This window comes from Streptomyces sp. JLBT605 (genome assembly GCF_058215555.1).
The window spans coordinates 3,337,118-3,350,735 of record NZ_CM177087.1; the positions used below are offsets into that span (position 1 = coordinate 3,337,118).

General features: G+C 70.6%; 9 protein-coding genes. 8 read left to right on the forward strand and 1 reads right to left on the reverse strand.

Translation table 11 applies throughout. The features are described from left to right. Positions 1 to 41: 41 nt before the first annotated feature. The 3 genes from AC4BDD_RS14460 (at position 42) to AC4BDD_RS14470 (ending at position 3,280) form a co-directional block, all read left to right on the forward strand. Complete coding sequence (locus tag AC4BDD_RS14460; protein WP_490691408.1) at positions 42 to 740, forward strand: PadR family transcriptional regulator; 699 nt, start codon at positions 42 to 44, stop codon at positions 738 to 740. A gap of 51 nt (positions 741 to 791) precedes the next feature. Further along, complete coding sequence (locus AC4BDD_RS14465) at positions 792 to 1,874, forward strand: inositol-3-phosphate synthase (protein ID WP_490691409.1); 1,083 nt, start codon at positions 792 to 794, stop codon at positions 1,872 to 1,874. A gap of 89 nt (positions 1,875 to 1,963) precedes the next feature. Next, entirely contained in the window at positions 1,964 to 3,280 is a 1,317-nt protein-coding gene (locus AC4BDD_RS14470) for an MFS transporter (RefSeq protein ID WP_490691410.1), read from the forward strand. Between the two features lie 63 nt (positions 3,281 to 3,343). On the opposite strand, the gene AC4BDD_RS14475 is transcribed toward AC4BDD_RS14470, so the two are convergent. Beyond that, positions 3,344 to 4,834: a CCA tRNA nucleotidyltransferase gene (locus tag AC4BDD_RS14475; RefSeq protein WP_490691411.1), complete on the reverse strand. Its 1,491-nt coding sequence runs from the start codon at positions 4,832 to 4,834 to the stop codon at positions 3,344 to 3,346. 202 nt (positions 4,835 to 5,036) lie between these two features. Here AC4BDD_RS14475 and AC4BDD_RS14480 point away from each other — a divergent pair, with 202 nt between their 5' ends. The 5 genes from AC4BDD_RS14480 to AC4BDD_RS14500 all read left to right on the forward strand — a co-directional run bounded on the left by AC4BDD_RS14480 (position 5,037) and on the right by AC4BDD_RS14500 (position 13,576). After that, positions 5,037 to 7,505: a DUF6049 family protein gene (locus tag AC4BDD_RS14480; protein WP_490691412.1), complete on the forward strand. Its 2,469-nt coding sequence runs from the start codon at positions 5,037 to 5,039 to the stop codon at positions 7,503 to 7,505. A 46-nt stretch (positions 7,506 to 7,551) separates the two neighbouring features. After that, positions 7,552 to 9,996 carry a murein biosynthesis integral membrane protein MurJ gene (gene murJ / locus AC4BDD_RS14485; RefSeq protein WP_490691413.1) on the forward strand — a complete coding sequence of 815 codons (2,445 nt, stop codon included), beginning with the start codon at positions 7,552 to 7,554 and terminating at the stop codon, positions 9,994 to 9,996. A 108-nt stretch (positions 9,997 to 10,104) separates the two neighbouring features. Continuing rightward, positions 10,105 to 11,868 carry a protein kinase family protein gene (locus AC4BDD_RS14490; protein WP_490691414.1) on the forward strand — a complete coding sequence of 588 codons (1,764 nt, stop codon included), beginning with the start codon at positions 10,105 to 10,107 and terminating at the stop codon, positions 11,866 to 11,868. Between the two features lie 32 nt (positions 11,869 to 11,900). Continuing rightward, positions 11,901 to 12,593: an RNA polymerase sigma factor SigM gene (gene sigM / locus AC4BDD_RS14495; protein WP_490691415.1), complete on the forward strand. Its 693-nt coding sequence runs from the start codon at positions 11,901 to 11,903 to the stop codon at positions 12,591 to 12,593. Then, the gene (locus AC4BDD_RS14500; RefSeq protein ID WP_490691416.1) at positions 12,590 to 13,576 is read left to right on the forward strand and encodes an anti-sigma factor family protein; all 987 of its coding nucleotides are present in this window, start codon (positions 12,590 to 12,592) and stop codon (positions 13,574 to 13,576) included. The genes sigM and AC4BDD_RS14500 overlap by 4 nt, the downstream gene beginning before the upstream one ends. Positions 13,577 to 13,618: the final 42 nt, after the last annotated feature.

The window sequence follows — 13,618 nt, forward strand, 5'->3', positions numbered from 1 at the left end:
TCAGCTCGCCATAAGGGACGAGAGGGACAAGGAGGCGGAGAATGAGCAGGCGCTCCGGCATCCTTGAGTTCGCCGTCCTGGGCCTGCTGCGCGAGTCCCCTATGCACGGCTATGAGCTGCGCAAACGGCTGAACACCTCGCTTGGGGTGTTCCGCGCCTTCAGCTACGGCAGCCTCTACCCGTGCCTCAAGACACTGGTCGCCAACGGCTGGCTGGTCGAGGAGCCGGGCAGTGCGCCGGAGGACGCTCTCGCGGCGTCACTGGCCGGCCGGCGAGCGAAGATCGTCTACCGGCTGACGGCCGACGGAAAAGAGCGCTTCGAGGAGCTGCTCGACCACACCGGCCCGGACGCCTGGGAGGACGAGCACTTCGGCGTCCGCTTCGCCTTCTTCGGGCAGACCTCACGCGATGTCCGGATGCGCGTCCTGGAGGGCCGGCGCAGCCGCCTGGAGGAGCGCCTGGAGAAGATGCGTGCCTCCTTGGCTCGCACCCGCGAGCGGCTCGACGACTACACGCTCGAGCTGCAGCGACACGGCATGGAGTCGGTGGAGCGTGAGGTCCGCTGGCTCAACGAGCTGATCGAAAGCGAGCGGGCCGGGCGCGACCAGCGCAGCGGTACCGCCGATCCGGAGGCCCCCAGCCCCAGCGCCGGGAGCCAGGACCGGTCAGGAGATACGGGCGGCCTGCCCCGGCACCGGGGTGGTACCCGGCCGGATCCGTCCGATGACACCACCAAGTAAGCCTCTGCACCCCCGCAGGGCTTTGTCAGTTACGAACAGGGAGCAACCGGAATGGGTTCGGTTCGCGTAGCCATCGTCGGCGTGGGCAACTGCGCCGCGTCGCTGGTGCAGGGCGTCGAGTACTACAAGGACGCCGACCCGAACAGCCGCGTGCCGGGTCTGATGCACGTGCAGTTCGGCGACTACCACGTCCGTGACGTGGAGTTCGTGGCCGCCTTCGATGTCGACGCGAAGAAGGTCGGCCTCGACCTCGCGGACGCCATCGGCGCCAGCGAGAACAACACCATCAAGATCTGCGACGTCCCGAACACCGGCGTGACCGTGCAGCGCGGCCACACCCTGGACGGCCTGGGCAAGTACTACCTCCAGACCATCGAGGAGTCCCCCGAGGCCCCGGTCGACGTCGTCCAGGTCCTCAAGGACAAGCAGGTCGACGTTCTGGTCTGCTACCTGCCGGTCGGCTCCGAAGAGGCCGCGAAGTTCTACGCGCAGTGCGCCATCGACGCCAAGGTCGCCTTCGTCAACGCCCTGCCGGTCTTCATCGCCGGTACCAAGGAGTGGGCGGACAAGTTCACCGAGGCCGGTGTGCCGATCGTCGGTGACGACATCAAGTCGCAGGTCGGCGCCACGATCACGCACCGCGTGATGGCGAAGCTGTTCGAGGACCGGGGCGTCATCCTGGACCGCACCATGCAGCTGAACGTCGGCGGCAACATGGACTTCAAGAACATGCTCGAGCGCGAGCGCCTGGAGTCCAAGAAGATCTCCAAGACGCAGGCCGTCACCTCGCAGATCCCGGACCGCGAGCTGGGCGAGAAGAACGTCCACATCGGCCCGTCCGACTACGTGGCCTGGCTCGACGACCGCAAGTGGGCGTACGTCCGCCTCGAAGGCCGTGCCTTCGGTGACGTTCCGCTGAACCTGGAGTACAAGCTCGAGGTCTGGGACTCCCCGAACTCCGCGGGTGTCATCATCGACGCGGTGCGCGCCGCGAAGATCGCCAAGGACCGCGGCATCGGCGGCCCGATCCTCTCCGCGTCCTCGTACTTCATGAAGTCGCCGCCGGTGCAGTACTTCGACGACGTGGCTCGCGAGAACGTCGAGAAGTTCATCAAGGGCGAGGTCGAGCGCTAAACACGCCGTCAGCGCTTGAACGAACCAACTTGATCACAGGCCCCCGGGTATCCCTCCGGGGGCCTGTGCGTTGTGTGAGGCTGAGCGCCATGGCCGTCGTACGTGATCTGCGCGTGCTGCTCCGGCTCCGGGACTTCCGGCGCCTGCTGACCGTCCGCCTGCTCTCCCAGCTGGCCGACGGCGCCTATCAGGTCGCGCTCGCCAGCTATGTGGTCTTCTCCCCGGAGAAGGAGACCTCCGCCGCGGCGATCGCCTCCGCGATGGCCGTGCTGCTGCTCCCCTACTCCCTCCTCGGGCCCTTCACCGGAGTGCTGCTGGACCGCTGGCACCGCCGCCAAGTGCTGCTCTACGGAAACCTGTTGCGCGGCGGGCTCGCCGCCGTCACCGCCGTGCTGATCCTGGCCGAGGTCCCCGACTGGCTTTTCTACGCCTCCGCCCTCTCGGTCACCGCGGTCAACCGCTTTGTGCTGGCCGGCCTCTCCGCCGCCCTGCCGCGCGTCATCGACAGCCCGGAGCGGCTCGTCATGGCCAACTCCCTCTCCCCGACGGCCGGGACGCTCGCCGCGACCGCCGGCGGGGGACTGGCCTTCGTGGTGCGCCTGGCCGCGCCGGTCCCGGAAACCGCCGCCGACGCACTCGTCGTCCTGCTGGCCGCGGTGATCTACCTCTGCGCCGGTCTGGCCGCCCTGCGGATGGCGATCGGGCTACTCGGCCCCGACCTCGGCAGGCTCCAGCAGCAGCGGCTGGGAGCGGCGCTGATGGACACCCTGCGCGGGCTCGTCGACGGGCTCCGCCATCTCCGGCAACGCCGGCTTACCGCGTACACGCTGGCCGCCATGTCGATGATGCGCTTCTGCTACGGCGCGCTGACCGTGACGGTGCTGATGCTCTGCCGCTACGCCTGGACAGACGCGGGTTCCGACGGGCTCGCACTGCTGGGCGTCGCGGTGGCCCTGTCCGGCGCGGGTTTCTTCGCCGCGGCCGTGACCACCCCCTGGGCCGTGGGCCGCTTCGGCACCTCCGGCTGGATCGTGGGATGCGCTGCCGGCGCGGCCGTTCTGGTGCCCGGCCTCGGGCTGCCCTTCGAACCGGCCCCGATGCTGATCGCCGCGTTCGTCCTCGGGCTGGCCACCCAGGGCGCGAAGATCGCCACCGACACCGTCGTCCAGGCATCGGTGGACGATGCCTACCGGGGGCGGGTCTTCTCCCTCTACGACATGTTCTTCAACGTCGCCTTCGTGGGCGCGGCGGCGGTGGCCGCGGCGATGCTGCCGCCGGACGGCCGGTCGGCGGTACTGGTGGTCCTGGTGGCACTCATCTACGCCGCGACCGCGCTGCTGCTGGTGTTTCACGTGAAACACCAGCAGCCCCTCCCGGGCCGGAGCGATGTTTCACGTGAAACGTGAGGCACCAGGTGCCGGAAGTGCGCCCTCGGGCATGCGGTGGCCGGGACGGCAGCGGGTGGCGGTTCAGCTCTGCGACGCGGCCGCCCACCACTCCTTGAGCGCGGCGACCGCGGCGTCCCGCTCCATCGGCCCGTGCTCCAGCCGCAGCTCCAGCATGTGCCGGTACGCCTGGCCGATCTGCGGGCCCGGACCGATGCCGAGGATCGCCATGATCTCGTTGCCGTCCAGGTCGGGACGGATGGAGTCCAGCTCCTCCTGCTCCTGGAGGAGCGCGATGCGCTCCTCCAGGCCGTCGTAGGCCCGGGAGAGCGCGGTGGCCTTGCGCTTGTTCCGGGTGGTGCAGTCCGAGCGGGTCAGCTTGTGCAGCCGGTCCAGCAGCGGCCCGGCGTCCCGCACGTACCGGCGGACGGCCGAGTCCGTCCACTCACCCGTGCCGTAGCCGTGGAACCGCAGATGGAGCTCGACCAGCCGGGAGACGTCCTTCACCAGATCGCTGGAGTACTTCAGCTTGGTCATCCGGAACTTGGTCATCTTGGCGCCGACCACCTCGTGGTGGTGGAAGGAGACCCGGCCGTCCTTCTCGAAGCGGCGGGTCTTCGGCTTGCCGATGTCGTGCAGCAGGGCGGCCAGCCGCAGCACCAGGTCGGGGCCTTCTTCCTCCAGGTCGATGGCCTGCTCCAGCACGGTCAGCGAGTGCTCGTAGACGTCCTTGTGCCGGTGGTGCTCGTCACGCTCCAGGCGCAGCGCCGGCAGCTCCGGCAGCACCCGGGCGGCCAGCCCGGTGTCGACCAGCAGCTTCAGCCCCTTCCGGGGGTGCGCGGCCAGCACCAGCTTGTTGAACTCGTCGCGCACCCGCTCCGCCGACACGATGTCGATGCGGTCGGCCATCTCGGTCATCGCGGTGACCACCTCGGGGGCCACGTCGAAGTCGAGCTGGGCGGCGAAGCGCGCGGCGCGCATCATGCGCAGCGGGTCGTCGGAGAAGGACTCCTCGGGGGTGCCGGGGGTGCGCAGCACGCGCGCGGCGAGGTCCTCCAGCCCGTTGTGCGGGTCGATGAACTCCTTCTGCGGCAGCGCGACAGCCATGGCGTTGACCGTGAAGTCCCGGCGCACCAGGTCCTGCTCGATCGAGTCGCCGTAGGACACCTCGGGCTTGCGCGAGGTCCGGTCGTACGCCTCCGACCGATAAGTCGTGACCTCGATCTGATAGTCCTGAACGGCCCCATTGCCCAGCGGGGCCTTCTTGCGGCAGCCGACCGTGCCGAAGGCGATGCCGACGTCCCAGACCGCGTCGGCCCAGGGGCGGACGATCTTCAGCACGTCCTCCGGGCGGGCGTCCGTGGTGAAGTCCAGATCGTTACCGAGCCGGCCCAGCAGCGCGTCCCGCACCGAGCCGCCGACCAGGGCAAGCGTGAACCCGGCCTCCTGGAAACGGCGGGCGAGGTCGTCGGCGACGGGGGACACCCGCAGCAGTTCGCTCACCGCACGGCGCTGGGCCTGGCTGAGCTCTGTGGTCGGCTGCGGGGTGGGGCTGTCATTGTTGGCGTTCGGCACAACAGAACAGGGTACGTGGCCGTGCGCGCGGAGGCTTCCACGTTCTCCGCCGTGACGCCACCCCACCTGACATGGCCGGAATGCCGACTGTGGTCGCGATCTTGAGCAACCCTCCGCGGCACTCCGCCCCGCCGGTCATCGTTACCATGCGTTGGACGCACACTACGACGACCACTGACGACGACGAGGGACGGGCGAGCGCGTGGCCGAGGCGGCAGAGTTCCAGGGGACCCCTTCTGCTGCCCGCCGGTGGTTCAGACGGACCGCGACACTGCTCGCCGGTGTCCCGCTGCTCGCCGGTGCGGTGCAGCTCCCGGCGGCGTCCGCCGCCCCCGCGGGGACGGCGGTTTCCCTCACCCACGCGCAGAACCGGACCGCCGGCACCCAGACCCTGACCACGGGGACCGAGGGCCGCGTGACGGGGACCGCAAGCCGGACCACCGGGACCCTGGGCCGGTCCGCGACCGGCTCACGCACGGTGGACGTCATGATCAAGAGCTTGACGCCCACCACGCCGTCCGCCGACGACACCGTCAAGATCACCGGCACGGTCACCAACAACGGCCGCTCCACGATCACCCAGGCCTCCGTCGCGCTCCGGATCGGCCCGCCCATGAACAGCCGGACCGCGATCGACGACGCGGCCCGCCGCACCGGCTACTCCCCGGGCCTCGACGGCGTCGAGATCGGCGGCAAGTACGCCCGCAACGTCGGCCGGCTGCCGGCCGGCGGCAGCCGCCACTTCGCCCTGTCCGTCCCGGTGGCGCAGCTGCACCTGGGCCGCACCGGCGCCTACCAGATCGGGGTGGCGCTCACCGGGCAGACGGCCGAGCAGGGCTGGCAGCAGGTGCTCGGCATCCAGCGGACCTTCCTTCCCTGGCAGCCGTCCACCGCTCCCGCGAAGAGCCGCCTCACCTTCCTGTGGCCGCTGGTCTCCTCCACACACCTGACCGCGCGGACGGACACCGACGAGCAGCAGACCCCGATCTTCCGGGAGGACGACCTCAAAGCCGAGCTCGGCCCCGGCGGGCGGCTCCAGCAGCTGGTCACCCTGGGCAAGGACCTCCCCGTCACCTGGGTCATCGACCCGGACCTGCTGGCCACCGTCGACGCGATGACCCGGGGCTACGAGGTCGAGGCCGAGGACGACACCACGGTCCCCGGCGAGGGCCAGGAGGTCGCCGAGCAGTGGCTCAACGACCTCCAGCACGCGGTGCAGGGCAAACAGGTGATCGCGCTGCCGTTCGCCGACCCCGACCTCGCCTCACTCGCCCACCGCGGCAAGAACTCCGGCGCCCTCAGCCACCTCCAGACGGCCACCGAGCTCGCCTCCACGACCGTCGAGACGATCCTGCACCTCACGCCGCGCACCGACTTCGCCTGGCCGGTGGACGGCGCCATCGACTCCGCGATCGTGGACGTGGCCACCTCGGCCGGGGCGCACAACGTCATCACCCGCAGCGACAGCCTCAAGGAGACCGGCGGGCTTCTCTACACGCCCAGCGCCGCCCGGCAGATCGGCAGCGGCAACACCGCGGTGGTCGCCGACGCACGGCTCTCCACCGCCTTCGCGGGCGACATGTCGCGGTCCGAGAACTACACGCTGGCCGTACAGCGGTTCCTCGCCCAGAGCCAGATGTTCACCTTGCAGGCCCCGAAGCAGCGCAGCGTGGTGGTCGCTCCGCAGCGCATGCCGACCGCGAGCCAGGCCCAGGCCATGGCCGCCGCCCTCGGCGGCCTCTCCGGCCGCTGGAGCCAGCCGCAGACCCTGGGACAGGCAGCCAAGGCCAAGCCCGACCCTGCGGCCACCCAGCGGGTGCCCAGCGGCCAGGCCTACCCGCGCTCACTGCGCGGCAGGGAGCTGCCCGCCGGCGCCTTCCAGAAGATCCAGGAGACCCAGGGCGCCCTGGACCGCTTCCAGCTGATCCTCTCCGCGCCATACCGGGTGGCCACCCCGTTCGGCACCGCGATCATGCGGGAGATGTCGACCTCGTGGCGGGGAGACGCCAAGGAGGCGAAGCGGTTCCGCGGCTCGGTGCAGGGCTATCTGCGCGGGCTCACCGAGAAGGTGCGGCTCATCCCGAAGTCGCGGATCACGCTGTCCGGTCGCAGCGCCACCATTCCGGTCACCGTGCAGAACGGGCTCGTACAGAGCGTCAAGGGCCTCCGGCTGCGGCTCGTCTCCCACCAGGCGAACCGGCTGGCCGTGGGCGAAGAGCAGCCGATCCAGGTGGAGGGCGGCCACAGCCAGTCCGTGAAGTTCGGGACCACGGCCAACGCCAACGGCCGGGTCCGGATCACCGCCCAGCTGGTCACCGCCGACGGGCAGCCCTACGGCCAGAAGATGGACTTCGAGGTGAACGTCACCGAGGCCACCTCGACGGTCATCCTGGTGATCGCCGGCGGCGTGCTGCTGCTGGTCCTCGCCGGCATCCGGATCTATGTTCAGCGCAAGCGCGGCGCGAACAGTGACGAGAGCAACAAAGAGGGCGAGGAGGACGGTAACGGAGAAGGGGCAGAGAGCAAGGAGAGGGCCCCGGACAAGGGCGAACACGAACCCGCCGGCGACACCGCGGCACCCGTCGTGCCGGGGCAGCCGAGTGACCCGACACCGGACACCGGTTCGCAAAGCGCTGAGCCATCCGGCTCAGGTGAGAAAGTGGACCATTGAGCACTGGTGGGGCCGATCCGGCCGCAGACGATGAGGTGGGGTAGCGATGAACGCGCCGTACGACGGTGATCGCGGCCATGGCCGGGGCGACGACCCGGCCGGCCAGGTCCCGCCGCCGCAGTCCGCGCCCCCGAACCCGTACGCGCCCGAGCCGCACCAGCAGGACCCCTACCTGGGCGATCCGGGACAGGCCGGTCACGGACCGGTGCACTATGCGCAGGACCCGTACATCCAGGATCCGTACGTCACGGGCAGCTACACGCCGTACCCGTACCCGGCGCAGGATCCCTATGCGCACGACCCGCTGACCGACGCGATGTACGACCGGGCGGCGCACCCGCCCGCGCCGGACCCCTACCGGAACGAGACCCCGCTCTACCAGCAGCCGCCCCAGGCACCGCACGCCCCCGACCCGCAGGTGTGGGCCCCGACGCCCGCCCCGGAGCCGGAGGGCCCCTCCCGCATGCTGCCGTACGGGGACGACCCCGCCACGACGCAGTATCTGGGCGTCGACGGTCTGGTCGGCCAGTCCGGCGAGGAGCAGCCGCAGCAGGACGCCTTCGCGTACCTCTTCCGCGATCAGCAGCCGTACCAGCCGCAGCACCCCGCTCCGCACGACCCCGGCCAGCAGTACCCGCCGCAGCAGTACCCACAGCAGCAGCCGGCGCAGCAGTACCCCCAGCAGCAGTACCCGGCCCCGCCGGCGCCGCCTGGGCAGCCGCCGGCACACGCCCCCGGCCCCGGGCAGATCCCCGCGGGTCAGGGCACGCCCGCCGCGGGGGCCCGCCCGGCGGCTGCCGCACAGCTCATGGACGATCCGTCTCCGGCGGCGGCCCCGGCCCCCAAGCGGGGCGGGCGTGCGACGAGCTTCCTCCAGTCCAGCGCGGTGATGGCCGCCGGCACCCTGGTCTCCCGGCTGACCGGCTTCGTCCGCCAGATGGTGATCATCGCGGCGATCGGCGCGGCCACCCTCGGCGACACCTACACCGTCGCCTACACGCTGCCGACGATGATCTACTTCCTCACCGTCGGCGGCGGGCTGAACTCCGTCTTCGTCCCGCAGCTGGTCCGCGCGATGAAGGAGGACGGCGACGGCGGCGTCGCCTACGCCAACCGCCTGCTCACCCTGACCATCGTGGTGCTCGGCGGGCTTGTCGCCCTCTCCTTCTTCGCGGCGCCATGGCTGATCCAGATGCTCTCGCCGACCATCGCGGACAATCCCGCGGCCAACGAGGTCGGCGTCACCTTCGCCCGCTACTGCCTACCCACGATCTTCTTCATGGGCATCCACGTGGTGGTGGGACAGATCCTCAACGCCCGTGGCCACTTCGGCGCCATGATGTGGACCCCGGTCCTCAACAACGTCGTCGTCATCACCACCTTCTCCCTGTTCATCTGGGTGTTCGGGACGTTCAGCAGCTCCAAGATGGGCGTCACGACGATCACCGCCGAGGGCATCCGGCTGCTCGGCATCGGCACCCTGCTCGGCCTCACGGTCCAGGCCCTGGCGATGTTCCCCTATCTGCGGGCCTCCGGCTTCCACTTCCGGCCCCGCTTCGACTGGCGCGGCCACGGCCTCGGCAAGGCCGCCAAGCTAGCCAAGTGGACCCTGCTGTTCGTGCTCGCCAACCAGGCGGGCGCCATCGTCGTCACCCGGCTCGCCACCGCGGCCGGAGCCGAGGCCGACAACAAGGGCTTCCCCGGCACCGGCTTCATCGGCTACTCCAGCGCCCAGCTGATCTGGGGCATGCCGCAGGCCATCATCACCGTCTCGGTGATGGCCGCTCTGCTGCCCCGCATCTCCCGCGCCGCCCACGACGGCGACGCCGGCGCGGTCCGGGACGACATCTCCCAGGGCCTGCGCACCTCCGCCGTCGCGATCGTGCCGCTCGCCTTCGGCTTCGTCGGCCTCGGCATCCCGATGTGCACCCTGCTCTTCGGCACCTCGGGCACCGATGCGGCCCAGTCGATGGGCTACATCCTGATGGCCTTCGGCCTGGGCCTGATCCCGTTCTCCGTGCAGTACGTCGTGCTGCGCGGCTTCTACGCGTACGAGGACACCCGCACCCCCTTCTACAACACGGTGATCGTCGCCGCCGTCAACGCCTCCGCGTCCGGACTCTGCTACCTGGTGTTGCCCGCCCGCTGGGCCGTGACCGGTATGGCCGCCTCCTACGGACTGGCTTACGCCATCGGCGTGGGCGTCGCCTGGAAGCGCCTGCGCGACCGGCTGGGCGGTGATCTCGACGGCCGGCGCGTGGTCCGCACGTACACCCGTCTGGCGGGCGCCAGCATCCCGGCAGCCGTCCTGGCCGCTGGCGCCGCCTATGCCGTCACCAACTCGCTGGGCAGCGGCATCACCGGCTCGCTCGCGGCCCTCACCGGTGGTGGTGTCGTCCTGATCGCCGTGTTCTACCTTGCTGCCAAACGGATGCGCATCGACGAACTGACGGCCATGGTTGGTATGGTCCGCGCACGTCTTGGCCGATGAGCTGAGCACAACCTTCATCCGCCATCGTGTGTCGTGCATAGCGGCGGACTGTGGGCACAATTGTCTTGGCTGTGGACCAGCGCTATGGATGGGGAGGCAGGAACGACGGTGGCGGAACGGAGCACAGCTGCCGTCGACGTGGCCGACAACGATGGCGAGAAGCCATCGGCCACCGAGGCGGAGCAGGCCATGACCGACGGGGCGGGGACCGATTCGAAGGCCGGTGAGGACACCGGCGCGGCGCGCGCGGACAGCGAGGGCGACAGTGCCGTGTGCCCGTCCAACCCCCCGGAGCTGCACAGCGGCCACAAACTCGCCAGACGCTACCGTCTCGAGGAGTGCGTCACCCGTCTGGACGGGTTCAGCAGTTGGCGGGCGGTGGACGAGAAACTCCGCCGCGCCGTCGGCGTCCACATCCTGCCCGCCGAGCATCCGCGTGCCCGGCCGGTGCTCGCCGCCGCGCGTTCCGCGGCTCTCCTCGGCGACCCCCGGTTCGTCCAGGTCCTGGACGCGGTCGAGGAGAACGACCTCGTCTACGTCGTCCATGAGTGGCTGCCCGACGCGACGGAGCTGACCGCCATCCTGGCGAACGGCCCGATGGAGGCGCACGACGCCTACCAACTGGTCAGCCAGGTCTCCCAGGCCATGGCCGCCGCCCACCGCGAGGGGCTGGCCCATCTCCGCCTCACCCCTGGCTCGGTGCTCCGTACCGAGTCCGGCCAGTACCGCATCCGCGGCCTCGCCGTCATGGCCGCGTTGCGCGGGATCACCGCCGAACGGCCTCAGCGGACCGACACCGAGGCGATCGGCGCCCTGCTGTACGCCGCGCTCACCCAGCGCTGGCCGTACGAGGACGATGCCTACGGACTCTCCGGGCTGCCCAAGGGAGTTGGGCTGATCGCCCCCGACCAGGTCCGCGCCGGGATCCACCGCGGCCTGTCGGACCTGGCGATGCGTGCCCTGGTGAACGAAGGGGCCACCGCCTCGCGGCAGGAACCGCCGTGCACCACTCCCGAGGAGCTGGCCAAGGCGGTGGCCGCGATGCCCCGAATCCGGCCGCCAGAGCCCGCGTTCACGCCTCCCGAGGTCTTCCAGAGCAACGGCTACCCCCGGCCCTACGGCGGGTCGCAGAGCCGCAGCGGGCGCCCTGGCGCGACCGCTCCGGCACCCGTGCCGCCACCGCCCCCGTTGCAGAGCCGCACCGGAAAGGCCCTCAAGTGGGCTGTCTCGGCACTGCTGATCGCGGCGTTGGGCCTGGGCAGCTGGCAGTTGGCCGACACGCTTCTCAAGGAGGAGTCCCGGTCCAACGGTTCGAACACCTCGGAGCGCAAGGGCGGCGGCGACAAGGCGAAGAAGCAGACCCCTCAGCCGATAAAGATCGTCGGAGCGAAGGAGTTCTCGCCCACCGACACGCAGAAGCCGGCCGACGTCGACAACACGTGGGATGACGACCCGTCGACCAGCTGGCGTACCAAGAGCTACATCGACGGTCCGGAGTTCCACCCGAGGATCGTCGCCTCCAAGGGCGTGGGAATCATCTACGACCTGGGATCCGAGCAGAAGGTCAGCGGCGCCTCCCTGGGCCTGCACTACGCCGCCGAACCGGGCAGCAACAGCTATACCGGCGTATCGCTGTACGCCACCGACTCGCAGGAACCCTCGGTCGGCGACGTGGCGGATCCCACGGCCTCCTTCGGTAAGCCGTTCGCCACCGTGAGGGAGACCGGGACGTCAGCGAAGCTGACTGCGAAGAGCGCGGTAAAGACCCGGTACGTCCTGGTGTGGCTCACAGCCCTGCCGAAGTCCCCGCCAGAGGCCGAGTTCAGGTACCCGTACAAGCAGGCCGTCACGGACGTGAAGTTCACCGGCTGAACCAGGCGCAGGCGCAAGGGAGGGGCTCGACGTTGGACGACGACGCCGCATTCGCTGAGGCGAGCGACGCCGAGCTCCTTGCGCTCCACGTCAAGGGCGACCCGAACGCCTTCTCGGAGATCGTCCGGCGCCATCGGGACCGGCTCTGGGCGGTGGCCCTGCGCACCCTCGGTGACCGGGAGGAGGCGGCTGACGCGGTCCAGGACGCCCTGGTCTCCGCCTATCGGGCTGCTGCGAGCTTCCGAGGGCAGTCGGCCGTCACCACCTGGCTGCACCGCATCACGGTCAATGCCTGCCTGGACCGGGCCCGCAAGGCCGCGTCCAGGCGCACCTCTCCCGTCGCCGAGACAGAGCGCCTGGAGCACCTCCTGGAGCCCCATGAGTCCGCTGCGGCGCCGGCCGAGCGCGGGGACCTCCACCGGGAGCTGATCCACGCGCTGAGCACCCTTCCGGCCGATCAGCGTGCGGCGCTGGTCCTGGTCGATATGCAGGGGTATCCGGTGGCCGAGGTGGCCGCGATGTTGGGAGTTCCCGTAGGCACGGTGAAGAGCCGCTGCTCGCGGGGGAGGGCCCGGCTGCTGCCACTCCTGTCGCATCTCCACCCCGCCGAGAGGGGTGGCGAGCCACCCGACCGGGCAAGGAACCGGACGCAGGGGACATCCGTCCCACCGGCGGCAGGACCGAACGACGCAGATGCCGTGAAGGGCGGAGGTGGACGGGCGTGACACCCACGACCGGCACGGACGACCACCCGGAGGTCACCGAGATCTCCGCGCTCGCCGAGGGCCTGCTGGCTCCGGAGCGCAGCGCCGAGGTGCGAGGGCATCTCGACGGCTGCCCCCTGTGCGACGACGTTCGCGCATCCCTGGAAGAGATCCGCTCGCTGCTCGGCACCCTTCCGGGGCCGGTGCGGATGCCCTCCGACATCGCGGGGCGGATCGACGCCGCCCTCGCCGCCGAAGCCCTTCTGGACGCCACCACACCGGCGGACGCGGTTTCACGTGAAACACCCGGCGACACCACCGCTCCCGTTTCACGTGAAACCTCGCGAGCGCCGGAGGACGGCGAGCCGGACGGAGAGTCCCGCCCGGACCGCTCGACGGGGGAGCGTCCCGCCGACCGGCCTGCCGGGCGGCCCCGGGCCGCCACCGGGCCTGGCCGGAAGACCTCCCGCCGCGAGGGCCGGCGGTCCCGCCGCTGGCCGACGGTCCTCCTCACCACCGCCTGCGCGGCGGCAGTGATCGGCGTGGGCACCTTCTTCATCCAGCAGTCCCCCGGCTCCTCCGGCGAAGGCCCACAGCAGGCGGCGCGGGACACTACGGCCTCGGCGAAGAAGAACGCGGAGTCCGCCGCGCTCTCCGCGGCCGACCTGGAGGGCCGGGTCAAGGAGCTGCTCGCCGGTCAGCCGAAGGGGTCTCGTCCGGATGAGCCCTCACGCGGGGTGGCCTCGCAGACCTCCCCGGCCGCGCCGCTGCGCGCCGGGGAGGACCAGGTGCCCTCGTGCGTCCAGGCCGGAACCGGTCGCCAGGAGACTCCACTGGCAACCCAGCAGGACACGTACAACGGGACCCCCGCCTACATCGTCGTCCTTCCGCACCCCGCCGACAGCTCTCGGGTCGATGCCTTCGTGATCGACGCCGCCTGCACCAAGGCCTCTCCGGCCGCTGCCGGCACGGTCCTGGAGACGCGCACCTTCGCCCGCGGCTGACCGCTGCCGCCGGGCGCTGAGCCTCTCGGGAATGCTGGCCCC

Excerpts from the sequence above, each read along its gene's own strand:
- AC4BDD_RS14470 (WP_490691410.1), top strand. The coding sequence starts at position 1,964 with ATGGCCGTCGTACGTGATCTGCGCGTGCTGCTCCGGCTCCGGGACTTC.
- AC4BDD_RS14460 (WP_490691408.1), top strand. The coding sequence starts at position 42 with ATGAGCAGGCGCTCCGGCATCCTTGAGTTCGCCGTCCTGGGCCTGCTG.
- AC4BDD_RS14465 (WP_490691409.1), top strand. The coding sequence starts at position 792 with ATGGGTTCGGTTCGCGTAGCCATCGTCGGCGTGGGCAACTGCGCCGCG.
- murJ (WP_490691413.1), top strand. The coding sequence starts at position 7,552 with ATGAACGCGCCGTACGACGGTGATCGCGGCCATGGCCGGGGCGACGAC.